Origin of the sequence: Marininema mesophilum, assembly GCF_900106775.1 — a bacterium.
Taxonomy (GTDB): domain Bacteria; phylum Bacillota; class Bacilli; order Thermoactinomycetales; family DSM-45169; genus Marininema; species Marininema mesophilum.
The window spans coordinates 109,664-133,434 of sequence record NZ_FNNQ01000005.1; the positions used below are offsets into that span (position 1 = coordinate 109,664).

The following is a 23,771-nucleotide window of genomic DNA, read 5'->3' on the forward strand; positions in this document are numbered from 1 at the left end:
TCTAGGATGGATAGGCATTCACCCGACAAATACCTCGATGGGGACAATAGGTGGGACACTCCCAGGTAGGCTCCACTGCAAAATCCCCTTTTTCAACACGTTCCAATCGATCCCTTAGTTGTAGACGAATCCGGTTCATCACCTCTTCCCATTCATCTGCTGGGAATAATCCGGTGACTCGTCCACTAATCCCCGCTAATTTTGCCTCTTCCTTCCTCCAGAGCCCCTTGTTCCGATTATCCGTCGGAGGCTGGCCATCCTTTCCTTTCCCTCCGGTAAAAAAGGCAACACCAATCGCCAGTTTAGAATCTAAAGAAAAGACTTCCTGCACCGCCCATAGATAAAGAGGCAATTGAAGGTAAGCTCCCTCTTTAATCTGGGCAAGATCAGGAGCATTCCCTGACTTGTAATCGTACAGGATATATCGACCCAGCTCATCCTGATCAACCCGATCCACTTTTCCTTTCAGTCGAAGACGCTCACCATTGGCAAGGGGTAACTCCACTGGCTTCGCCATGGTAGCAGGATCGATCTCCCCTCGTCGAATCCGTTCCTCATCCTTTTCGATCCCAAAGCCGAACTCCAACAAGATGGGGCGAAAGTCGGAAACATCCTCCTTCTCTCTCCAGCTCCATTCATGCCGAATCATTCCGAGTACTTTACGTATTAATCGCGATTTCTCGATGTGAAGATAGAGGGGGTCTCTTTCTTGCGAATCCTTGCTGACAAACTCCTGCCATACGGCATTGGCCACCCCACGCAGATCCTCTTCTGCAAGCTCAAAATCAGGTAAGGATTTTCTGCGATAACGATCCCAAAATCGACATAGGATGCGGTGAAGTAACTCTCCCTTTTCCAGTGGAGAAAGTCCTTCTATTTCCTCTGAAATATGCCGAGCACCTACCATTCGACCTGCAAAGAAATGAAAGCGACACTGCATCAACTCATTCAATTGGGTGACACTCCATACCTGATCCTTCATGGCCTTAGCCACTTCCGGTCCCCATACATCCGTAGTAAGCGAGCCGCTATATTTGGAGGTTTTGCCTTCAGATTGGCGCTGACTTTCTACCTTTATTTTCTCCGCTACACTCGCTATAAAAGAGGGCCTCTCTTCCCTGACCCGCTCCACAATCCTACGGGCCATCTGTAGATCCTTCTCTTTTAGATCTTTTCCCCCTACTCTACCTAGGAGAGCAATCCCCCGCTCTAACCCTTTGTTAAGAGAAGTACTGACTTGCCATGATAGGGGGAGCAACTCCGAGATACCAGGTATCTCCTCAGAAAATGGTTCAGGCTTGTAAACTCGCTTCACCTCATCTAAATAGGGGGAAGGGAGGCGATTTCGCCCTTCCACATCACTGGCTGGATAGGATAATACCAGCTTCTCCTCCGCAGCACTTACACAATGGAAAAAGGGGATTAACTGATGGGTTCGCTGTTCATAAGCCAAAGCCAAATGAACCCCTTCCCGCCGCAATCGCTCCCGTTCCTCATCAGAGACGAGCCAATCCTCTGCAATAGGCCGCGGCCATTCTCCCTCTACACAACCGAGGAGAAATACACCCTGGTATCGATCCCCTCGCACCTGATTGGGTTCTAGTAGATGGATACCTCCTCTACGACCAGGTTTACCCTCGATCTGCTTTGCTTCAGCTGCCTGCTCCAAGGCAGAGAGGAACTCTCCTCGATCACACATTTGCTCCCCTAAGTTCCTCTGCGCAAAAATGCCTTGCCAGGTCGTGATGATCTCTCGTAATCCTGACCAGGCTTTCCATTCCTCAGCCATGACCGGTAACAACATCGGATTCCGGGCAAGGGTTTGCCTACGCTCACGGTCATCTAACGGCTTTACCCAACTTGTAAACCACGCTACCCACTCGTTCCAAGATAGCGGATGTTGAGGTACACCCTCCACCCAGCGAAAAAGATCGACCATCCCTACTAACTCTTCCTGTGAAATCTCCCACTTCTGCAGTTCATCCTCTGTGATTTGGTCAATTCGACGAGAGAGTAATTCGCCCCGTTCAGGTGAACCCAAGCCTTGCCATATTGCCGTCCAGGAAACTGCAGATGATTTATCCGCTAACCAGGGTAGTAAAGGGCTTTCTAAAAGAAGGGGGATCATCTCTTTTTTCATACTCTGCATAGACAAAGCAGTGTGAAGGGTCCATATCAACGGATGCTCTTTCAATGGACGTGAAAATGTACGCGTACAAGGGATTCCTGCCTCCTCCAAAGCAGACATGAGAAGGGGAAAGTAGGAATTCGCCTGATTGGTGACCAAGGCTACTTTGTTTAATGGAGATCCGCTCTCCCGTAACCATCTCTTTAACCGAGCGACTACCAACGTAACTTCCTTCTCCAATCCAGGAGCGGCGATCACCTCTACATCGGAAGAGACTTCCCTGCGCGGTTCAGTAGCAAAGATGGATCGTGCTAGATGATCAAGGGACTTCCTTCTTTTTTTAGTTTTATGACCCTGCCTTTGCTCGATTTCAAACCCTCGCCTTTTTAGCCGATCACAGAGACCTTTCGTCTCTTCAAATAGCCGAGGACGTTCCTCATCCCAAGCCAAATGCAACTCAACGGAAACACCCGCTGTAATTAATTGAATCAACAGCTGTTCTTGGAGGAAGGAAAGGTCCGGAAATTGCTCCGCCACTACATGAGTCGGAAGTGTAATCTCCTCCTTACGAATCGCATCCATCACTAAAAAATAAGGCTCCTCATGATCGAGGAGATCATGCTCCTTCAAAAGACGATCATAGGTGTAAAACACACGCGCCAGTTCAGGCAAGCCATCCCCTTGATGTTTCCACAGGGTGGTCAGCCGTTCAGGACGAACGCCCGCTCGCTTCAATTCCCCGATACGGGCCTCTACTTTTTTCAACCAACCCACTCGATCCGTCATTCCTTGGAAATAGCCTGGTTCTTCCCGAATCCCTTCTTCTACCGCACGTCGGGCCAACCATTCCTGTTCGATGCGTGTCATCAAGTGCTTTTTGGATTGTGGGTATAACTCCCTTACAAAAGCATCGAAGGTAGTTAGTTGGATCTGCTTCTCGGACAATCCCCTACTATGTACGATTCGCCGATATTCACCTACAGATTGAGCTCCTGGCACTAGGTAAACGATCTGCTGCTCCCCTCTAGGGGTAAGATGGAGAAGCCCCATTCCGCGATTAGCCTCGATGGCTGGATGGAGCACAAGGCGACCAGGCATTTTTTTCACCTCTTTATCAAGGAAAGTTGAGTGGGTCACAGTATAGCCCAATCATCCACTTAACAAAATAGCTTCTCTAGCCCACGGGAGTAAAAAACCGGTGCACCCCTATAGGTTGCATCGGCTTTCACTCCTCTCCTTCAGAGTATATCGAACTTCCATTTAGATTGCCTGTCGATTAAGGGAGATACCCAACTCTTCTAACAAGAGCCCTTCTCGTTTCTGGCAGGTACAGAGAATCACTTGATGGGTTTCAGACAATTCCCCTAGAATTTGAAGAGCTTCCTTGAGACGTTCATCATCAAAGTGAACCAAACTATCATCGAGAATGATCGGTAAGGGGGCCGTATTTTCGGAGAAAAAGCGGATCAGGGAGAGACGAAGGGCAAAGTACATTTGATCCACAGTTCCACGGGAGAGATGCTCTATAGGTTGTCTCTCCCCTGTCTCTGGCACAAACACACTTAATTCCAACCCCTTCGCAGGATCGATCAATAAATCCTCATAACGTCCAGTAATCTTCTGCAGCCATTGAGAAGCATAGGGACGCAAGCGGGGAGCGATATCCTCCTGCACCTCTTGCGCTGCCTCGAGTAGAACATCCCGAGCCGTTTCTAAAGCAGTCCGTTGTTCCGTTAGAACCTTTAGACGTTCCCTCATTTCATCCAACTGCGTCTCTCGATCCGCTAGTGAAGGGAGGCCATCAGCCCGTACTTGCAGGCGTTCGTCTAGCTTCAATACCTCGACTTCCTTCTGACGATGGAAATGGCTTACCCGATCCAGTACACCCTCGGCTTCCGTAAACGACGCCTTTAGCTCGGGAAGAGGCACCTCCTCTTCTCCTGTATCAAGAGAGGCTAACTCTTCCTCTATTTCCATCAGTCGTTTTTCCCATTCTTCCTCCTCCATGGCTTGGGTCAGTTCCTCTTTTTCCCGTAACGCTTCCCGGATCTGCTCATCCAATTGACGTACATGATCCCCAGCTTCAAGCCAACTTTTCCATAAAGAGAAGTCCCCTGTCCCGAGCCGCTCTGTCCAACGTGCTACCTCTTGTTCAGTTCGCTCAAGAGTAGCCTCCAGACTCTTTTGTTCTTGGGTTAGAGTCGTCGTCTCCAGTTTAATCCGTTGACCGGTTTCACGGGCAATACGCGCCTCATCTGCCACCTTAGTCAACTCTTCTAACCAATTCTTTACTTGGTAAGGCCCTAAACGATTGGTTAATTGGTTCTCTTCCCCCCAGGGAACCGCTTCCTGGTAGATCTCCTTCAAACGCTCACGGTATTGTTGATCCAGCTGACTCGCCGTCTCCCGATCTTGAATTCGCTTCCGTTGTTCGTCCGCTTTTTTATGGAGTTCCACTAGTGAAGCCACATTCCATCGACTAAAAATGGATTCTTGCTCCTTAATGACAATGGCTAGCTCATCATAAGCCGTTTGTAACAATTTCCGCTTCTCCGCTAAGCGTGTACGAAGCATTTCCTGGTTGAGTGACTCTCCTTCCGCTTCAGCCACTTCCCTCTCCCTACGCAATCGCTCTTGATCCCCCTGCATACTGGAACGTTGCGCTAACCAATCTTGGTGAATCTGCCGATCAACTCCCCAGAGACGATAGTATCGATACAGAGCAACTCCTCCACCAAAAAGGGTAAGACAACCAAAGAATACGGATTGTTGCATCAAAAGTACCCCAATCACCAGGCCCCCTCCACCCATGAAAAGCCACTTTGAGCTTGTTTTACCAGGAGGGATCTGGGAGTCCACCACTTGGGAGATAAACTGCTCCCTTTCAAAAAGGTCTAATCGTCTGGATAACGTTGCCGATGTATCTTCTAACTCTCTACGATTCCGTCGATAACTCTCTTCTCGTTCCTGGAGCTCCATCAGACGACTCGTATCCTTCTCCAATTGCATTCCCTTAACTCGATCATCCACCGTCCCTTTTGCATCAGGGGCCTTTAGCTTCTCTTCAAGTCGAGAAGCTTCATCTAATCGATGAATGTGCCGTTGCAGGAGGGATTCATCCAGGTTGAGGAGGTGGCTATTTTCTGCTGCGACTCGTTTTCCTTCCTCCTCCAAATCAATTAAACGTTTTTTAATCACTTCTAAACGAACGATTGGTGTGTTTCTCTCTTCCATCAATTGACGCAACTCATTGGTTTCCTCAGCACTAAGTAGGTGCTCTGGCATCACTTGGTGTCGTTTCGCTTCTAATTGGCGGAACTTTGAAGCCACCGCTTCCCAACGGGAGAGACGGTAGCGAAGGTTTTCCTCCTGATCACGGAGATGATGAAGGCGTTCACTCCGTTGAACCCGCCTTTTAATCTGCCCTACTTCTTCCTGGGATCGGTGTTGCTCTTCTGCTAAAGTCATTAACTCATTTTTAAGGGTAGCCAAGCGAGCCTGATCCCCGCGTAGATCCTCATACAGCCGGCGCAATTCCTTCACTTCCTCGGCCTGCTCTGCTACCTTGGCCACTGAAGCTCCATAGGGCTTACTTCGTGCCTGATCCGTCTTTCCAATCTGTTGAATATCGCGCTCTAATCGTTCTAATGCGGGCTTTAAATCAGTCTCTTCTCCCTGGGTAATGATCTGCCGAATTCGTTCAACCACATGTCGATCATCCCCACTCGTTTGTGGGCCTATATGTGCCACACGGGTAAATAGATCCACAGATAATCCAGTTAAACCCTCGATAAAACGACGATCCTTCCGTCGATCCATCTCAAACTCACCCGTTAATTCCCGTCCAGTACTCCTTAAGACAAGTTGTTCTCGGTCTTCGTCCCAACGCAGAGAACGAATAATTCGGTACTCTTGCCCTTCTAAGGTAAAGTCGACCTCTCCTCCATATCGGTCACTGTTCCACGGAAGATATATATCATACCAGTCTGCTTTTTGCCGGCGGGAAACCCCTTCTTTCTTCCCTCCATACAAAAGTGCATCCAACCCTTGGATCAGGGTCGATTTTCCTGCTTCGTTAGGAGCCTCAAGCAGATTGAGCCCCTCACTGAACTCAAAGGAACGATCCACCCATCGTCCAAAGCCGCGGAAAGCTAGGCGATCAATTTTCATCCTTTGCTCACCTCCGAACCGAGGAGAGCGTCTAACCCTTGATAAAGGGCTCGCTCCAGCATCCCTTGTTCTTCTTCCTTCGCCTCCGCCACTCGCTCCTGCATCCGCCGGAGGAAGACCCCTGTCAATCCCTCTTCCTGGGCCAATTTCTCCAAATCATAATCCGGTATCGTATGATCGATCAGCTCCACATAAAAGAACCCTGCTTCCTCAAGTTGGAGCAAAATCCAATCCTCCGACAGTTCAAAATCCACCCGACGACGTCCTTCTAATATCAGCCGACGGCAACTATCCCGGCCTTGACCAGGTGGTATCTGAACTAGAATCCGCTCACAGAGTTCTTCCTCTGTCTCACACCCCGTCAGATTAATCTCATCGATTTCATAACAACGACTCTCAATTGGAATCGACTCAATCGTAAACCCTTCAGGGGTCATCTTACCCAGAATCACCCTCCGTTCTCCGATTTCTGTCCAATTAAGTGCTTCTGGAGAGCCAGGGTAAGAAATCTTTGTTCTCCGCTGATTATTAAGCTCCATATCCCTTGCCTGATGAATATGACCCAGTGCAATATAGTCCATTTCCAGTGGAGTTAATCCCGTTTCAGACAAAGGATAATATGGCCCTGATTCCTCCTGCATCGGAAAAGTCCCATGTAGGATCATAAGGCGGCGTTCATCGGTTCTTCCATTCACAGTGGGATACCGGGTCACTTGCTCTTCAAATTGTGTAAATCCTCGACCCCATATCCGTAAGTTCATTTCGGGATACCACTTTTCTTCCCATTCTTCAGCAAAAAAATGAACGTTTTCTGGCCAAGATAAGGTGCGATAAAAAGAATCCTCCCGCAGTGGATCATGATTCCCTGGTGCGATAAGCACCTTTGTCTCCGCTATCCGTTCTAATTGGCTAATAACCCAGGCAACCGTTTGACGCCTTACCGTGGCATATTCTAAAAAATCACCTGCAATAAATAAAAAATCTACCTTTCGCTCTACACAAAGATCAACAATGCGCCCGAAGGTTCGGCGGTAATCATCATGGCGTGTTGCACGTTGTCGTTCATTACCCTTAAATCCTCGAACAGGAAGATCGATATGTAAATCCGCTGTATGTAAGAATGTCACATCATTCATCGATGTCCCACCTTGTGTAAAAAGTCTGGCTCGTCCCTTATCACTAGATAATGTCATACCGGCGCTGGGTCCTCTTTGTTGTATGAATAACCTCTTATTTTCCCAAAATAGGAAGGAAACCGATAAAAGGAGGTTTTACCATGCGTCGTATTTATGGTTTATCTCTCGTTTTCAGCACCCTTATTGTCCTCACACTACCCACTTACACCCAAGCCACATCCCAACCACCTGCTCGGATATCTGAGGTGAATGGAGTACGTGTCCATCATGGAGAGGGGAAATCCTTTACCGTTAATCGAATCAGTCAATCTGAGTTAGAACAAGTTCTAAAGGGTTTGGATCGAATGATGGGCATGCGTTCCTCCAATCTACCCGAAGAATACGTAAAATTTCGCTTCCCAAAACCAGTCATTCTGATCTCTTCCCCTGTTGGACATCCCATTCGAGAGATCATTATCACACGACCAACAAAGATCTGGGATCCTCCTCGCCTTCTCATCAAAAACCATCAACAACAATGGATAGAGTATCATAGTCGCCAATCTTTGATCCCTTTACTTGATTACGTAAAAGCCACTCAAAAGTCCGATTCTCTTCCGACATGGGCTTAATTCCCCAATTGCACCTACTTTATTCGCACCCCCTAAGAAGTCATCAGGGGATCTATAAAAATGGATTACGTTCAAGCATACCATACTGTTTAGACGTAAAAAATCCATCTTCCTCGCCATGTAAAAATCTCCCGTCTTGGACGGGAGATTTTCTGCTATTTTCTTAGTTAATCGATACAATCTTAAATTCAATCGTACCAGAAGGGGCTGGAACTTTGATCGTATTCCCTTCTCGTTTACCAATCAGTTCAGAGCCAATCGGAGATTCATTGGATATCTTCCCTGAAATTGGATCCGATTCGGCACTGCCCACAATGGTATAGGTTTCTTTATCTCCATCAGGAATCTCTTGAATCGTCACTTTTGAACCCACACCAACAAAGCTTTTATTTTCCGTATCCGTGTGTATAATCTTAGCATTGCGAATCATATTCTCCAGAGTAACAATCCGCGCTTCAACAAAAGCTTGCTCCTCTTTTGCTGCATCATACTCCGCATTCTCACTCAAGTCCCCCTGAGCAATCGCTTCTTTTAACCGTTGGGCTACTTCTGGGCGTCGTTTGGTACGATAAGCTTCTAGTTCGGCCTTTACTTTAGCAAGCCCTTCTTCTGTTAATAGCACTTCTTTTTTCTGTTGTGCCATACCGTTACCTCCTTGAAAAAAACATCTACCGTTTAATAAAATTGTTAGAATGTAAGCCTTTTCATGGTGGAATCCATCTGAAAAAATAGACCACTCACAAATACACAATCGCTTGTGATTGAATCATATTCAGCCATCTCGGACTCCATCCCATGTTTATCAACAGGATCCAGCAAATTCATCTTACATTGCACATGAGGAGCATCCAATCAGGTCCCATTCAACGAATTCTCCTAAGAAGATTCACGCCTTTAACAGGATGAGCAATCGGACTGAGTGATATATTATCACAAATACTTCCACCTTGAAAGAGAGAGCTCTCTATTTTAAATTTGCTCACCTCGGAAACACCTCCCCATAACCCTTATATTCCTAGTTAAGGTATGAGAAAGCACTCGCTTAAATTTTTTCAAAACCTCCAACCTCGATGATACCTTTGTCACGCCCATTTTCTGTCGAAGCAATACTAAAAAAGCACCGGAAGAAAATCGGCGACTTTTCGATTGTTCCACCAAACCACAATCCTTAAACCTATGGCGATACTTTTGAAAAAGAAAGTAAATACCAAGCAAGATTAAAAAATGCGATTTACAGATTGATGCCGCTGAAAGCCCACTTCTTTCAAGGGTGGGATGAAAGTCGGCGTTGCTCTGATCCCCTGCTTTTTTGGAGTGCTAGGCGCAACACCTTTTGATATAGTGAACGCATGAGCGGTGCTCATCCCGCTGGTAGCGGGTTTCGTTCCCACGTACGTCATGGGTGGGGTTCTAGTAGCGAACCGACCTCTCCTACTAGGTAAAACCATGAGAGTGAGGGCTGGGTCTAACTAGCGTACTGGTAACAGGTACGCCGCCCATGCGGGTACATTTCTAACTGCATGGGACGGGGTGATGGCACACCCCTGAACTTGGGAGTTCCACGAAGCAGAAATGAGTTGAGTGCGCTAACTACCCGAGAATCCCATCGGCGCCCGAAGGAAGTGGCCCTTGGGGTGCTTCAGCCGTGGGAGTGTCAACATATTCAAAAAGGGAATGACCCCACAAGGTAGTCAATGGATTTTTAAAAACCCGATGGATATCGCGGTTTTTAGCTATAGAAGGATCAATAGAAAACGTTCTTTGTTACTCCTGTTCTAATAACGGTACCTTGCGAATCATCAACCAGGTGAACATCTGGACGAAACTAAACGGTACCACTAACCAACGTAGCTGAACCATTGTAGGCATATAGATTACCCACCATAAAAAAACGAGCACTGCGAAGAGTCTTCCTGTGTTAAGGGCCAATTCACGCGCAACCACATACTCCACGCGGTATTTAGCCGTCTCCTGAGTTTCTCCAATCACATCAAATACAGCAGAAGTAAGGGGCACCATATATATCGGGTAAAAAAAAGCGGATCCTACCCCTAAGATAGCCAATGTCCATGCGTTAATATCCCAGAGAAGAGGCAGACTTACGATTCCTAACATCACGGTTCCAAACAAGATGCTCTCATCTCGCCACCGAATCCTCATATATCGCCCAACGATAAAGTATGAGAGTAACCCAAAAAAAGAAGAGACGGTTAAGTAACTACCTAAAGCCAACTCATCTCGGGTAGCAACATAAAAGAGAAGACTGGTCAAAAACCCAAATAGACCTTCCCGCATTCCTTGTCCAATCATTGATAAATTTACCCAAAACCAATGATTCTCGCGTTTCCGACACAGTTTTAGTACATCAAATAGTCGATATCGCCCACTGGCACTACGTCGTTGTAGCATAAAACTAACTGCCACAGCTGCAAGAAACACCAGTAACGACAGGGTAAAGATGATACGATAACCTGTGAAATGATTAATCCGAGTAATAATCCAACCGGACACCGATGGCGCAATAATCCCTGACAGGGAGGTAAACAACCCACTAAATCCATTAAAAATATCCCGATTGTACTTCTCCGTGATTTCAAAGTAAAGAACGTTAAAGGATAACCAAAAGAACCCAGACCCAATACCTAAAAAGCTACCTAAAAAGAACACATGATTGACCGCATCTTTTCCCATTAACAAGACGGATAAATAAAAAGCTGCCAATAGCACAACTCCGATGCGGATCGTTATGACCCGATCCACTTGCTTTGCCAATCGCCCTGCAAAGATAAATGTGATCGCCATCCACAAATAATTGGCCGTGTTAAATTGACCGATGATCCCAAAGTCGTTCTTTATTTTCCAAAAGTACACATTAACAAAGATGTTAGATAGCGCAGTAGACACAGCAAATAATCCGCTGATCATTAGGAGTAACCACGCTGAACGGTCTAATCGATTTGTGTTTCCAAATAAACGCATAGGCCTCACCACCCAATAGTGTACCCAACCCTTTTTCGAATAAAGAAAAACCGCCCAGGTAAAAAATTCACCTGAGCGGTTCACAAAGAATTTTCTTTTCCATGTATAACTCTGGCAAGTTTGAATCCATCCTACTTATCCAACTCGCCCTTGTTCTTTTCATGTCTTCCCCGCAATAGCGTACTTGCCAATAGCATTCCTGTAAAAAGCCCCCCCAAATGTGCAGTTAAATCTACATTAGGAACGATTACACTCAGAATAAGATTAGCACCTACTAAAGCGAGGATACTCTTGCCTGTTTCCTGATCCATTGACCCTCTTCGGAACAGAAATAAATAAAGATATACTCCAAACAATCCAAAAATCGCACCAGAGGCTCCCGCCTTAATTCCTATAGGTTCAATGGTAGTGGAAGCTAAGTTACCTGCAAATCCCGTCACCATATACAAAATGAAGAAACGCCATTTACCAAATAACCATTCCAATTGAGGACCTAAGAGATAAAGAGCAAAGCTGTTGAAAATAAAATGAGCCAAGCCAATGTGAATAAATATTGGAGTAATTAATCGCCACCATTCTCCTTGGATCAAGAAAGACTTCTCAAGGGCACCAAAACGGATGAGCGTATCTGCATCCGTTGAACCCCCATTGAACGTCATTAACAGGTAAACCACTGACTGAACCAATAAAATCCCGGTCACAATTGGAAAATACGAACGAAAGCGGCGCAATGGTAATTGTGTATGGTTAAACATTCCCATTCTCCTCCTCTAACTCTGCGCCTTGCGAGCAAGCGCCTCACCCATCCGAACGGGTACCCCCGCTTTTAAATCCTTTATCCATTTCACACGATTCTTTTGAAACAAAAGAATAACCGTAGAGCCAAACTCAAAGCGGCCCATCTCTTCTCCTTTATCTAACCACGCAGGGGTGGAATATTCTCTCCTTACTATTTTCTTTTGCTTCGGATGGTTTGTACAAACTTCTGGTTCATAATTCACTCGAATGCTCCCTACATTGGTAGCTCCCACTTTGATTACCGCTACTTTTCCACAAGGGCTATCCATCAGGGTGATCAACCGCTCATTCCGGGCAAAAAGGCCATGCACACGCTGTACTCCTAGCTCATTTACCGGAAACAACGTGCCAGGAACATAGGTCAGAGCGGTCACTTTACCCGAAACAGGAGCGTGAATACGATGATAATCCCGGGGACTGAGATAAAGGGTTAGAAAATCTCCCCCGGCAAATTGAGCTGCTAATAAAGAGTCTTCAGCGAGTAGTGCCTCCAACGAATATGTAACACCCTTCGCTTGAAGCATTGTACCTTCTGCGATACACCCTTTCTGGGAAACCGCTCCATCTACTGGACTTGTGATCACTTCTGGATCTGAGTCAATGGGACGAACTCCCTCTTTAAGATCTCGTACAAAAAAGTCCAACAGAGTAGGGTACGCTGTAACTGGATGCTCCGCCTCCGATATATCCACATTAAATCGTTTGATGTAAAAAGGAATGAAGCGACGACTGAAGGAAGTACGGGAAAAACTTCCCATCCAACGGGAGATGGTTTTTTTCGGTAATGCCTTCAAAACCGTGATAAGTAGCTGTTCCTTCATTGCCGTCCTCCTTAACCAATAAATAGATGACATTTATATGAGTGATTCCCTTGTTTCGGGACACAATACTAGCCACGGAGGTGATACCCATGGCTTACCAACCAAAAGGGGCATCCAAAACTAACGCCCAACAGGTTCGCCAGCAAAATCAGCAAGCAAATCAGCAAAATCAGCAGTACAAGAATGAATTTGCTTCTGCTTCCAATGCTGCATCGAACGCTCAATCTGCTACGAACGCGCAACAAGTTCGTCAGCAAAATCAGCAATCTGCTGCTCAAAGTTCGCAGCAGAACGCTCAACAGCAGTATAAGAATGAATTCGCTTCTGCTTCCAATGCTGCATCGAACGCTCAATCTGCTACGAACGCGCAACAAGTTCGTCAGCAAAATCAGCAATCTGCTGCTCAGAGTTCGCAGCAGAACGCTCAACAGCAGTATAAAAACGAATTCGCTTCTGCTGCTTCTGCTGCAAACGCTCAGCAAAAAGCTGCGCAAAAACAGTACAAGAATGAATTTGCTTCTGCTTCCAATGCTCAGCAAACAAATGCTCAGCAAGTTCGCCAGCAAAACCAACAATCTCAGGCGAACAAAGGACAGCAACAGAAGTAATCAGATGACCTTGGATCCCACCCTTTTTTGGGGTGGGATCTTTTATTAACTATCATAACACGCTAATTACTTACTGCTTTGTTTTCATAAATCGCTCGTAATAATTGGTAATCAAATTTTCAACGATCGGACCTGCTCCTTTACCACCGTATCCTCCTTCAGGAACGATAACAGCAACAGCGATTTTAGGATCATTAGCTGGCGCAAAGGCAAGAAACACAGAGTTTTCTACTCGTCCACGGCCAGGAATATCCTGCTCCGATGTTCCAGTTTTTGCCGCTACCTTAAATGGCAAATTTTTAAATAAGTGAGAGGCCGTTCCACCTGGTTGTGTAACAGCTACCATCCCATCCTTCACCGTTTGAAAGTGACTGGCGTCGATTCCAGAAGTATTCATCACTTTGGGCTTAATCACCCCGTCACTTCCTTTATTGCCGATCTTTTCTACCAGCTGTGGAGTCATGCGTTTTCCATTGTTAGCAACGGTAGCTGTAAATTGAGCCAGTTGCATCGCTGAATATCGTTGAGCTTGTCCAAAAGATGCGAGAACCATTCCACTCAAGCCAGAGTTTTTAGCGGCAATCGATACATAATCCTCTGTGCCATTCGATTCTCCTTTTAGTGGAACCCCCGTTGATGAGCCTAGTCCAAATTGATGGGTATACTTTTGAAACTCCTTGATGCTTTTTTTACCTTCCTTATGGTACCAACGACTACCTACCCAAGTGAAAAACGTGTTCGCCGACTTAGCTAAGGCACTTTTCACATTTAACATGCCATAATTATGGTTGCTAGAATTTCGGATCGGAGGAGTAGAAGATGCATAGTAAAAAGCACCTGGATCTTTAAAGGATGTATAGGGACTGATTAACCCCTTATCCAATGCCATCAATGCCATCATCGGTTTAAAGGTGGAGCCAAGCGGTAGCACTGATAGGGGGTGACGTCGATACTCCTTATCTGGGTTAACCGCATTTCGCGCATCATATGGAGCTTCTGTAATCGTTCCGTTACGTATACTGTAGGTTAATTTTTTATAGTCCTGGGCAGTGACTGCTCCATTCCAAATATCGGGATCATAATCCGGATAACTGATCATGCTACGAATCCGACCGGTTTTCACTTCCATCGCCACTGCATAGGCATTTCGGGCATAGGGAGAACGATCCCTTCCTGGTGCTTGATTCCGTAGATAGGAAAGGTGTTGCTGTACCTTTTTTTCTCCCTCTGACTGCATTTTTTCATCTAAGGTCGTGTACAGTTTATTGCCCGAACGAGGATTCACCTTTTTAATAACTTCCTGTACTTTACCCGAGGAATTAACTCGCACAATGCGGTACCCATTCTTTCCTCTTAGTTGGTCCTGATAACTATACTCTAAGCCATCCATCCCTACTTGTTCCCAATCGAGATAATCGCCGCTATTCGACTTTTTAGATGCTCGTTTATAATTTTCCAGGGCAGTCTTTGCCCCTTGAAAGGGCCGAACATACCCGATTGTCTGTACAGCAAATGAGTCCTTTCGATATTCCCTCAAGGGTTCTAATATGACGTTCACCCCTTTAAACTCCGAGGGATGTTCTGATAAACGAGCCACTTCCTTTTCCGTCAGTCGATCCTTAATTTTCTTGGGGTAGTATGGTGGCTGTTTGCGTGGGACTTGTTTTCCCTTTGTATCCAATCCCACATCCATGCTTTTCAAGACATCCTTGCGGGGCATCCCTAGTGACGTGGCCAACTTATTGGCCATCGCCAGTTTTTGCTCGGTCGTCTGATCGGTCTCCAAGTAAATCGCTGTATAAAGTGGTTGGTTTCCTACAAGAAGCTTGCCCCCACGGTCGTATATATTTCCTCTGGGAGCGACAATTGGGATTTGTTTGAAATTATTTTTCGCCGCTAAATCATGATATTTTTCTCCGCTACTCAATTGTACCCAGCTCAATCGTAGAAGTAGCGCCACAAACAGCAGGAATACAGTAAGCCATAAAGCATGGAGACGGTGGAGTGTTCGTTCTTTTTCTTTAGTACCGCGGCGTTGAGAATTCAGCATATAAAGTAGCTTCAACCTCTCTCATTCTCTGCAATTTACCCTATTAGTTTAACATAAAAATCAGTTGGAGCGCAGGAACGAATGTAGGCGGATGAGGTGACCATGATCGCGTTAAGAACATATCCTGCTATGAAACGAATTTCATAGATAGGAGCTCGATAGAAGATGGCCCTAGCTGAATTCCAATGGATCCGTCAACATGGCAAACAAATGGATTCTGATCTTCGCAGCTCATTGATTCGCCGTCTATCCATTCTCCGCTGGGTGCCCTGCATCATGCACCGCGCGTTTTTACCCGTTTTACAGCGCTTTCAGCGCATTCCCGTATTGGTTCAATTGAATGAGAAAACCATCACCAGCAGTACTCTTCAAAAAACCTTACAAAGCCCTCATTCATCGGAATCTAATTATTATTCAAGCATCCTAACCTATCGAGTACATCTTACACTTCACCAATTACGAGAAACTGTAACATGCCCTGAAGTGCGAAGAATCTATCTCGACCGAAAGGTATATACGTTACTCGATGTCGCCTCCAAAGCTACTCACGCCCCCCTTGCCTGGGAACACGACAACGAAGGAGAAGGAGCAACAATCGCTATCGTCGATACGGGCATTCATCCTCACCCTGATTTAACCTATCCTGAATCACGAATTCTTGCCTTCAAGGATTTTGTCAAAAATAAAACAAAACCCTATGATGATAATGGTCATGGCACGCATTGTGCAGGTGATGCCGTTGGAAACGGGCATTCTTCAAACAATCGATATCGCGGAACGGCTCCTGCTGCAAAATTGGTTGGGGTAAAAGTACTCGCCCGCAAGGGAACAGGTAATTTATCCGATGTAATCGCCGGAATTCAATGGTGTATTGATCACCGCGAAAAATATCAGATTCGAATCATTTCTCTCTCCCTTGGAAGTCGGAGTACAACCAGTTACCAGGAAGACCCCGTCTCACAAATTGTTGAAAAAGCCTGGGAAAAAGGAATCGTTGTCGTGGCCGCCGCTGGCAATGATGGTCCAGATTCCGGGACGATATCGAGTCCTGGCAACCATCCTCGCATTATCACTGTAGGTGCTACGGATGATCAGGGGGAACCTGATGGTTCAAAACAAATCATTGCCTCCTTTTCGAGTCGAGGACCTACTCTTGATGGAATTACCAAGCCAGATATCGTCGCTCCTGGAACCGATATCACCTCCTTACGCGTCAAACGATCCTATATCGACAAAATGTCCCCCGAAACGCGTGTAGGGGATCATTATTGCACGCTATCAGGAACCTCTATGGCCACACCCATTGTCGCTGGCCTCGTAGCCATCCTTCTCACTCGTCATCCAGACTGGACACCCGATAAAATTAAAGAAGCATTGACTAAACATTCACTGGATATCCATCGTCCTGCAAATGAACAAGGAGTCGGTTGTGTTCGTTTAGATTCATCACTCGTCGATTAAATTAAAATGAGGCCAGAGCGTCCCTATGGGTGCTCTGACCCCTCTTTTTTGTAACATCCCATTTTCATGGTACGTATCGCCCCATATAGCGAGCTAATAATTGTACGGAATGATGGGCTTGTAATAGACCCACATCGGTACCTGAGATAGCAACCGTCGAATTCATTAAAATTTTCCTTATTTGATCCGGTGTCAATTCTGGACGAAGATAAAAAAGCAGTGCTGCGGTACCCGCTACATGGGGAACTGCCATGGAAGTCCCACTCATTACCCGTGTACCTCCGTTAAGCCAGCACGAACTCACCTTATCTCCTGGGGCCGCTATATCCACACCCGGTCCTGTGTTACTAAAGCTGGCGATATCTCCAGTCCGATCCGTAGCCGTCACACCAATCGTCTCTGAAAAACGAGCAGGATAATCGATATCCCCCGACGTCCCCTGATTCCCTGCAGCAGCCACCATGACTAACCCTTTTTGATAAGCGGTTCGAATCGCCTGCTCTAATGTATCCGATACCCTTGCCATCCCAAAGCTCATATTAACTACTTGCATCTTATTTTCAATGCACCAGTTGATGGCAGATAGAAGATCGGATAGATTGGCACTTCCCTTACGATTAAATGCTTTTACTGCAAACAAATTAACTCGAGGAGCAACGCCGAGGAGATCCTCCGCCCGACCTGCAATCGTACCCGCAACATGTGTACCATGGCCGTTATAATCATAGGGGGTAAACATGGGGGAGAGGATATTGATGCCACCCTTATAGTTTTCACGCACAGCAGGATGATCACTGGCAATCCCTGTATCGATAACCGCTACATTTACATCGCGCCCTTTGGTATATCGCCATACTTTATGGGCCTCAATCCGCTGAACTCCCCATGGAAGCCGATCGGTATTCTCCGATACTTCACCAACAAAAGGATCAGTGATCGTCACTCGGGAATCCACTTCCCAATAGGCTACATCAGGATGCCCTTCAAGACTGTATAGCCCTTCTTCTCCATAAAATTCTCCGATCACCACCCCCAGTTGAGGAAGCACACGTAACGGACGCCCACCACAACGGTTCATCTCCCGGAGACAGTGATTCGGGCTCCGATAGCCTTTTAGATGGAAGATTTTTCTCACCCGTGGTTTACGGTTGAACATCGGTAACGTGCCCGGCAACCAATCGGGCTTCGTCATGTCGACTCATCTCCTTCACTCACTGATAAACCCTTGTTTGAATATATTGAGACCGATCCAGATTCTCACTTAGGAAGGTGGTACCGTTGAAACCACCAAAACTGTACACTTCACGTTCAACACGGAAAAGGACTCCCCGACCTCATCGTAAGACCGTCAATCGCCCCACACTATCAGCTACTCAGGAGAAGGTAACGCCTCCACTTCAGCTATCAAAGAAGATGGATGAGATGCGCACACTTTCCCGGCAGATTCGCTCCTATGCCTCCAAGATGGACCAATGGCTAAGTGCCGTCTCCAACCTAACAGAAGCGGTACACGACAAGGACGCCCTGCAAAATGTTCTAAAAGTTTTATCCGAGATCAAGATGGAGAAGAAAGCGTCTTCGTCTACGGGGGGAAAAGATTCAAGTCCTACAGTGATGGAGAAGTCACCTCCGCCACCCTACTCCAAAAACGGGGATAGTTTCTATGATCTTCTCAATTCTCCCAGTCTTCCTGCGCTAATCGACAAGGTCTTGACAAACAAAAAGAAGCGCAATTGAATCCGTAAACGGGCTGCCAAAACGCAGCCCGTTTTATTAGCCGCGAGTTCCTTTTCTCCCTTTTCTTCTTTCGCGGCGATTTGGACTAACAGCCTGTTTGCCCTCCTCTACCAATTGAACAGACTCTGCAGGCATTTGGGCATGATCTGAGAGTTGGCGAAAAGCTTCCGTAGCACTTCCTGCTCCGACCACGGTGTCCATCATTTGCTTCAGTTGCGTGTTCGATAGGGGTGCCTGAGTTAATTGACGGATATATTCAAAAAATCCATCTAAACCTTGACGAGAGTAACTTTCTTTTGCATCGAGTAATAGTTGTTCCATTATCTTTTCGTTGGCTACATTACTCCCAACGGTCTGATTGATCCAATCAGCGAAGTGTTTTTTTGTCAGTTCGGAATCGGACATGGGACCCCTCCTCCTTTGTGGGTCATCTCTGACCTTTACACCACTACTTGTATGTACACTTTGGGGTAATGCACACGTCAGACACCCACTAGGGGGACAAAAGAGGCGCTAACCTAGTCCAAAAGGATCTAACCCATTATAAACTGAATATTCAAATAAATTAAGTTATATAGTCTTTGCAGAAGTATCTTCCTGCACGAAATTAGATCATGAGAAAGCCTCCTAAGGGTATAAAAAACCCTTAGGAGGCTTTCATTAAATTTATATCGGAAGATTATCGAACAACAATACTCGTGCAGGAGCCGCTTCCGTCTCGATAAGTTTAATCGGAGCAGCCACCATGAAGTATATTCCTTCTGGAACCTCCCCTAATCGTAACCCCTCGACAATGATGACACCTGCATTAAATAGGATTTTATGAGTGGGATGCCCTTGTTGACTCCGTTCGATACCTAGGGCATCGATGCCAACCCCTCTTACTTTTCTTTCAGCGAGCCAACGCGCTCCATCCTCTGCAAGAAAAACAAATTCAAAATCAAAATCTTCACGCCCAGAATTTCTCGTCTTCAGCAGGATAAAATCTCCCTCTTCAATCTCGTAGCCCTTTAAATCATTAGCTCCTATTCCTTCAGATACTGCTGTTAGATCAATTACTTTTACTTGCCCCGTTAACGTTTCGATATTAAGGGTTTCCATGGTTCCACCCTCAGGTAGCATATGTAGCGGTGAATCCACATGAGTACCTGTGTGCACATCGAGTGTGATTCGGGATTCTCTTGCTGGACTGGTATCGAAATCCTGAACGCATTCAATCTTTGGTTTTTTCTCTGGCTTATTTTTATATACAGCCATGCCCTCATGAATCGGCATAGAGATATCATAAAGTTTCATCATCAGCAAACTCCTCTCTTCAAGCCTTTAATCACTAATTTCCTGTCCACGAACAACTGGTTTTTTTTCGGTTTCGGGGTGATAAGGAGAAACCCATTGAAATCCATCCTGATCAAGCAATGCATCGGCTTCCTTTGGACCATAAGAACCCGACTCATAAGGTGCAAGGGTCTCCTCCCCTTCCTGATCCCATGCTTGTCGAATGGGATCGATAAATCTCCACGCCAGGGAAACCTCTTCCCAGTTTGTAAAGAAGGTACGATCCCCTTCCAATGCGTCTCGAATCAAACTTTCATAAGCTTCTGGGGTGTCTACACCGCAATTATTACAAAAGTCCATCATGATCGGAACCACTTGGTTAGCTACGCCAGGTTTTTTGGCGTTCATCTGAAGGGCAAGCCCTTCTTCTGGGTTAATCTTGATTACAAGCAAATTCGAGCCTAAATTATTATCCTTGTTGAAATATAAATGTTTCGGTACATCCCTAAATTGTATTACCACTTCCGTTGATTTTTCAGCCATTCGTTTCCCTGTCCGTATATAGAAAGGAACGCCAGACCAGCGGAAATTATCAATATATAATTTACCCGCAACAAAAGTCTCATTGGTCGAACCCTCTGGTACATTTTCTTCATTTAGATAGGGAGGGACTTCCTTATCATCTATAAATCCGCCCGTATACTGTCCCCGCACCATATATTGACTCACATCATGTTCTTCGTAGCGCCTGAGAGAACGTAACACCTTCACTTTTTCATCATGAATAGCCTCAGGGTTTAAGTGACTAGGTGGTTCCATAGCAACCATCATCAACAATTGTAAAATATGGTTTTGCACCATATCCCGGAGTGCCCCTGCGCTATCATAGTACGACGCACGATTCTCCACTCCTACTATCTCCGCAGCAGTGATTTGGACATTACTGATGTAGCGATTATTCCATAGGTTTTCAAATAAGGAATTGGCAAAGCGGAGCACTTCGATATTTTGAACCATTTCTTTCCCAAGATAATGGTCGATCCGATAAACCTCTTCCTCTGGAAAAGAACGGTTGATTTGTTCTTGTAACGCTTCAGCAGACAGATAATCTCGTCCAAAGGGTTTTTCGATCACGAGTCGCTTCCAACCATTATTTTCTGTTAATCCGCCTGCTTTCAAGTTCTCAGCTACTACGCCAAAGAGCTTTGGTGCCACAGCTAGGTAAAAGAGTCGATTTCCTGGTAAAGAAAATTGCTTCTCCTGCTCTGCTACAGCTCTTTCCAATTCATCATAAGTTCCAGCATCAGTGACATCGATAGACAGGTAATCAAATCGTTCAGCAAAGGAGGACCACTCCTCCTCATTATCCACTTCGGTTCGAGCGAATTGGGTAATTGCATTCCGTAAAAACTGACGATAATCCTCTGTTTCCCGCGGAGAACGCCCCACACCCAACACCGAAAAGTTGTCAGGTAGAAAACCGCTTCGGTGCAAGGTGTATAGAGCCGGAAATAACTTGCGTTGTGCCAAGTCACCAGCACCACCAAAGATCACCATTGCAAAGGGTTCCTTGGAGTTAATTTGTTTTGACATGTGCCTTCACTCCTGTTCATGATCCTTGGTTCTCTTATCATACTTCCCGCTTATCCTAGAAAAATCACTCTCAGCTAAAAATTACACAAAAAAACTGTCGACAGGAAGTACGAGTCCACAGTTTTTGGAAAACCCCGAACAAAAGACCACCTAGGATTTAGCAGTTTTTAAGGCGACTACGGAAATCAGAGGGAAGGGAGCAGCCTCCTGTGTCAAATGTTGCATCTCGCCCCATCTCTCCCGCCTGCGCCCAAAATTCTGTCACATAGTGGAGAGGCTCATTTACCCCTTCTTTTTGGGCAAAAAAGAGCGTGATTTCTTCCCCTTCCTGTGCAAATGTAACATAATAGACCGGATACCGAATCGTCTCTTCTCCATCCACGATAATATCAAAATGCATCTCATGACTTAGGAGAAGGTCATCAAAAGAGAATCGTGCCTCATAAGGCTCATCTTCTGAGCGGGAAGTAACAATGACTTCCCCGCCTTCCTCGTCTACTCGAACCTGTTCAGCTTGGCCATATAAATAAACGGCTTCTGCCTTCATATCCAAATGACCTGTCACCACAGCAGATTGCTTTTCTATCTGAGTAGTAAGTAATTGCTCCAATTCCGAAGCGGTCATCTCCCGAACCGAATCGTTAAAGTTGACCACATTACCGTGAGGAAATATGCGCATGTCACCCGGCTCCTTCTGTGCAATTAGAAAAATTATACCCCAGCAAATCATGGTGTTCAAGCCAACCTCGTTCTTCATCTACTCAACTTTTATTTGCTTTTTTTATGTTTCAACCGTTCCCTTTCACGCAACTCTACACGTCGAATTTTACCACTACTTGTTTTTGGCAACTCCGCTACAAATTCAATGAGACGGGGATACTTATAAGGTGCCGTCAACCCCTTCACATGCTCCTGCAGTTCTTTAATTAAGGGTTCAGAACCTGGCTGATTGCCCTTCAACACAACAAAAGCTTTTACCACCGAGCCCCGCACAGCATCTGGACTAGCTACGACAGCACATTCCTGTACAGCAGGGTGTTTGACTAAAGCATCCTCTACTTCAAACGGACCAATAGTGTACCCTGCACTTATGATGATATCATCTCCGCGACCTTCAAACCAAAAGTAACCATCTTCATCCTCCCGTGCTCGATCTCCAGTTAAGTACCATTCTCCCCGGTAAGCTTTTGCTGTTCGCTCAGGATCCTTATAGTACCCTTTAAACATCGCCGGAGCCGTCTTATGGACAGCTATATCACCAACTTGTCCAACAGAAACAGGATTCCCCTTTTCGTCGATGATTGAAACTAAGTTGCCCGCTGTGGGCTTACCCATAGAACCTGCCTTGACAGCCATATCCTTCATTGTACCTACCAAAAGAGTATTTTCTGTTTGGCCGTATCCATCTCGTACATTGACATGGAAATAGTGGCGAAAGGTATCGATCACTTCACGATTAAGGGGTTCTCCTGCACTGACTGCACTTCGTAAGCAGGAAAGATCAAACTGCTCAAGACCATCTACCTTCGCCATCATACGATATTCCGTAGGAGTACAACAAAGGACATTGACCTGATACTTTTCGATAAGAGCCAGGGTTTTTTCTGGATTAAATCGCCCTTGATATACCAAGGCTGTCGCCCCAGCTCCCAATGTAGACATAAAGGGGCTCCAAATCCATTTTGCCCAGCCAGGCCCAGCAGTTGCCCAGACGGTATCTCCTTGCCTAATATCTAACCATTCCTTGGAAGCAACCCATTGATGAGGTACTGCCCAACCGTGTACGTGAAGAACTCCCTTTGGCCCACCCGTTGTTCCTGAGGTATACGAGATAAAAGCCATATCCTCACTCCGAATGGCAGGTAAGGGTTGTTCCGTAATTCCTTCACCTAATGTCTCTAAAGAATAGTAATCACTCCGTGTCGTTTCACCTAGTACAAAACCAACCTTGACAGAGGAAGTGCCCTCTAATCCACGAGCTACTTGGCGCTCTAGGGTTCTATCAAAGACGATAGCTTTCACTTCACCATGTTGGACCCGATATCGAATATCCTTAGGTTGTAGCATCTCTGATCCGGGTATAACCGTCAATCCTGCCTTTAATGCTCCTATATAGGCCAGGGTAGCCTCTGGAATACGGGGAAGAAGGATCATGATACGATCCCCCTTCTTCAAATCGTGAGCAAGAAATCCTTGTGCCCAACGATCCGACTGTTGCTTTAAGTTTTGGTAAGTTAATACTCGTTGCTCTCCTTGTTCATTTTCCCAGCGAAGAGCCACCGCATCCGGGTTTACAGCGTATCGATCAATATCCTGAGTCATGTTATACATGTTTGGAATCGTTATTTCCATTTTCAATACCCTCCTACCGCTTATGGATGATAGCATTAATTTCTTCGACGAT

At 45.9% G+C, this 23,771-nt stretch carries 18 protein-coding genes; 4 read left to right on the forward strand and 14 right to left on the reverse strand.

Features of this window, described 5'->3' with window-relative positions; genetic code table 11:
- Window position 1 precedes the first annotated feature (1 nt).
- The 3 genes from BLV90_RS06440 to BLV90_RS06450 all read right to left on the reverse strand — a co-directional run bounded on the left by BLV90_RS06440 (window position 2) and on the right by BLV90_RS06450 (window position 7,434).
- Window positions 2-3,226 carry a PD-(D/E)XK nuclease family protein gene (locus BLV90_RS06440; protein WP_091738073.1) on the reverse strand — a complete coding sequence of 1,075 codons (3,225 nt, stop codon included), beginning with the start codon at window positions 3,224-3,226 and terminating at the stop codon, window positions 2-4.
- A gap of 162 nt (window positions 3,227-3,388) precedes the next feature.
- A complete protein-coding gene (locus BLV90_RS06445) occupies window positions 3,389-6,298 on the reverse strand; it encodes an AAA family ATPase (protein WP_091738076.1) in 2,910 nt (969 codons plus the stop codon).
- Window positions 6,295-7,434, reverse strand: a complete 1,140-nt coding sequence (locus BLV90_RS06450; RefSeq protein WP_177167926.1) for a metallophosphoesterase family protein — start codon at window positions 7,432-7,434, stop codon at window positions 6,295-6,297. The genes BLV90_RS06445 and BLV90_RS06450 overlap by 4 nt, the downstream gene beginning before the upstream one ends.
- A gap of 140 nt (window positions 7,435-7,574) precedes the next feature.
- Between BLV90_RS06450 and BLV90_RS06455 the strand changes: the two genes are divergently transcribed.
- Window positions 7,575-8,045, forward strand: a complete 471-nt coding sequence (locus BLV90_RS06455) for a hypothetical protein (protein ID WP_091738084.1) — start codon at window positions 7,575-7,577, stop codon at window positions 8,043-8,045.
- A gap of 163 nt (window positions 8,046-8,208) precedes the next feature.
- On the opposite strand, the gene greA is transcribed toward BLV90_RS06455, so the two are convergent.
- The 4 genes from greA to asd all read right to left on the reverse strand — a co-directional run bounded on the left by greA (window position 8,209) and on the right by asd (window position 12,643).
- Complete coding sequence (gene greA / locus BLV90_RS06460) at window positions 8,209-8,688, reverse strand: transcription elongation factor GreA (protein WP_091738087.1); 480 nt, start codon at window positions 8,686-8,688, stop codon at window positions 8,209-8,211.
- A gap of 1,121 nt (window positions 8,689-9,809) precedes the next feature.
- Complete coding sequence (locus BLV90_RS06465) at window positions 9,810-11,024, reverse strand: MFS transporter (RefSeq protein WP_091738090.1); 1,215 nt, start codon at window positions 11,022-11,024, stop codon at window positions 9,810-9,812.
- A gap of 131 nt (window positions 11,025-11,155) precedes the next feature.
- Complete coding sequence (locus BLV90_RS06470; RefSeq protein ID WP_177167927.1) at window positions 11,156-11,779, reverse strand: rhomboid family intramembrane serine protease; 624 nt, start codon at window positions 11,777-11,779, stop codon at window positions 11,156-11,158.
- A 15-nt stretch (window positions 11,780-11,794) separates the two neighbouring features.
- Window positions 11,795-12,643, reverse strand: a complete 849-nt coding sequence (gene asd / locus BLV90_RS06475) for an archaetidylserine decarboxylase (protein WP_091738096.1) — start codon at window positions 12,641-12,643, stop codon at window positions 11,795-11,797.
- Between the two features lie 89 nt (window positions 12,644-12,732).
- Between asd and BLV90_RS16655 the strand changes: the two genes are divergently transcribed.
- Window positions 12,733-13,251, forward strand: a complete 519-nt coding sequence (locus BLV90_RS16655) for a gamma-type small acid-soluble spore protein (protein ID WP_091738099.1) — start codon at window positions 12,733-12,735, stop codon at window positions 13,249-13,251.
- Between the two features lie 70 nt (window positions 13,252-13,321).
- Here the strand turns inward: BLV90_RS16655 and BLV90_RS06485 are convergent, their stop codons facing one another.
- Window positions 13,322-15,301, reverse strand: coding sequence for a peptidoglycan D,D-transpeptidase FtsI family protein (locus BLV90_RS06485; RefSeq protein ID WP_091738102.1), 1,980 nt, complete (start codon window positions 15,299-15,301; stop codon window positions 13,322-13,324).
- Between the two features lie 165 nt (window positions 15,302-15,466).
- On the opposite strand from BLV90_RS06485, the gene BLV90_RS06490 reads away from it, so the two are divergent.
- Entirely contained in the window at window positions 15,467-16,762 is a 1,296-nt protein-coding gene (locus tag BLV90_RS06490) for a S8 family peptidase (RefSeq protein ID WP_091738105.1), read from the forward strand.
- A gap of 64 nt (window positions 16,763-16,826) precedes the next feature.
- Here the strand turns inward: BLV90_RS06490 and BLV90_RS06495 are convergent, their stop codons facing one another.
- Window positions 16,827-17,954 (reverse strand): S8 family peptidase, encoded by a 1,128-nt coding sequence (locus tag BLV90_RS06495; protein WP_091738107.1) that lies wholly within the window; start codon window positions 17,952-17,954, stop codon window positions 16,827-16,829.
- 86 nt (window positions 17,955-18,040) lie between these two features.
- On the opposite strand from BLV90_RS06495, the gene BLV90_RS06500 reads away from it, so the two are divergent.
- Window positions 18,041-18,499, forward strand: coding sequence for a hypothetical protein (locus tag BLV90_RS06500; RefSeq protein ID WP_143035007.1), 459 nt, complete (start codon window positions 18,041-18,043; stop codon window positions 18,497-18,499).
- Window positions 18,500-18,535: 36 nt separating this feature from the next.
- Here BLV90_RS06500 and BLV90_RS06505 read toward each other — a convergent pair whose 3' ends face one another.
- The 5 genes from BLV90_RS06505 to BLV90_RS06525 form a co-directional block, all read right to left on the reverse strand.
- A complete protein-coding gene (locus BLV90_RS06505) occupies window positions 18,536-18,904 on the reverse strand; it encodes a hypothetical protein (RefSeq protein WP_091738113.1) in 369 nt (122 codons plus the stop codon).
- A gap of 261 nt (window positions 18,905-19,165) precedes the next feature.
- Window positions 19,166-19,795: a cyclase family protein gene (locus tag BLV90_RS06510; protein ID WP_091738357.1), complete on the reverse strand. Its 630-nt coding sequence runs from the start codon at window positions 19,793-19,795 to the stop codon at window positions 19,166-19,168.
- A gap of 27 nt (window positions 19,796-19,822) precedes the next feature.
- The gene (gene zwf, locus BLV90_RS06515; RefSeq protein WP_091738116.1) at window positions 19,823-21,367 is read right to left on the reverse strand and encodes a glucose-6-phosphate dehydrogenase; all 1,545 of its coding nucleotides are present in this window, start codon (window positions 21,365-21,367) and stop codon (window positions 19,823-19,825) included.
- 157 nt (window positions 21,368-21,524) lie between these two features.
- Entirely contained in the window at window positions 21,525-22,046 is a 522-nt protein-coding gene (locus BLV90_RS06520) for a hypothetical protein (RefSeq protein ID WP_091738119.1), read from the reverse strand.
- An 89-nt stretch (window positions 22,047-22,135) separates the two neighbouring features.
- A complete protein-coding gene (locus BLV90_RS06525; RefSeq protein WP_091738122.1) occupies window positions 22,136-23,719 on the reverse strand; it encodes an acetate--CoA ligase in 1,584 nt (527 codons plus the stop codon).
- Window positions 23,720-23,771: the final 52 nt, after the last annotated feature.

Excerpts from the sequence above, each read along its gene's own strand:
- zwf (WP_091738116.1), bottom strand. The coding sequence starts at position 21,367 with ATGTCAAAACAAATTAACTCCAAGGAACCCTTTGCAATGGTGATCTTT.
- BLV90_RS16655 (WP_091738099.1), top strand. The coding sequence starts at position 12,733 with ATGGCTTACCAACCAAAAGGGGCATCCAAAACTAACGCCCAACAGGTT.
- BLV90_RS06455 (WP_091738084.1), top strand. The coding sequence starts at position 7,575 with ATGCGTCGTATTTATGGTTTATCTCTCGTTTTCAGCACCCTTATTGTC.
- BLV90_RS06520 (WP_091738119.1), bottom strand. The coding sequence starts at position 22,046 with ATGCGCATATTTCCTCACGGTAATGTGGTCAACTTTAACGATTCGGTT.
- BLV90_RS06445 (WP_091738076.1), bottom strand. The coding sequence starts at position 6,298 with ATGAAAATTGATCGCCTAGCTTTCCGCGGCTTTGGACGATGGGTGGAT.
- greA (WP_091738087.1), bottom strand. The coding sequence starts at position 8,688 with ATGGCACAACAGAAAAAAGAAGTGCTATTAACAGAAGAAGGGCTTGCT.
- BLV90_RS06510 (WP_091738357.1), bottom strand. The coding sequence starts at position 19,795 with ATGAAACTTTATGATATCTCTATGCCGATTCATGAGGGCATGGCTGTA.
- BLV90_RS06450 (WP_177167926.1), bottom strand. The coding sequence starts at position 7,434 with ATGAATGATGTGACATTCTTACATACAGCGGATTTACATATCGATCTT.
- BLV90_RS06495 (WP_091738107.1), bottom strand. The coding sequence starts at position 17,954 with ATGACGAAGCCCGATTGGTTGCCGGGCACGTTACCGATGTTCAACCGT.
- BLV90_RS06525 (WP_091738122.1), bottom strand. The coding sequence starts at position 23,719 with ATGGAAATAACGATTCCAAACATGTATAACATGACTCAGGATATTGAT.
- BLV90_RS06485 (WP_091738102.1), bottom strand. The coding sequence starts at position 15,301 with ATGCTGAATTCTCAACGCCGCGGTACTAAAGAAAAAGAACGAACACTC.
- BLV90_RS06490 (WP_091738105.1), top strand. The coding sequence starts at position 15,467 with ATGGCCCTAGCTGAATTCCAATGGATCCGTCAACATGGCAAACAAATG.
- BLV90_RS06470 (WP_177167927.1), bottom strand. The coding sequence starts at position 11,779 with ATGTTTAACCATACACAATTACCATTGCGCCGCTTTCGTTCGTATTTT.
- BLV90_RS06440 (WP_091738073.1), bottom strand. The coding sequence starts at position 3,226 with ATGCCTGGTCGCCTTGTGCTCCATCCAGCCATCGAGGCTAATCGCGGA.
- asd (WP_091738096.1), bottom strand. The coding sequence starts at position 12,643 with ATGAAGGAACAGCTACTTATCACGGTTTTGAAGGCATTACCGAAAAAA.
- BLV90_RS06505 (WP_091738113.1), bottom strand. The coding sequence starts at position 18,904 with ATGTCCGATTCCGAACTGACAAAAAAACACTTCGCTGATTGGATCAAT.
- BLV90_RS06465 (WP_091738090.1), bottom strand. The coding sequence starts at position 11,024 with ATGCGTTTATTTGGAAACACAAATCGATTAGACCGTTCAGCGTGGTTA.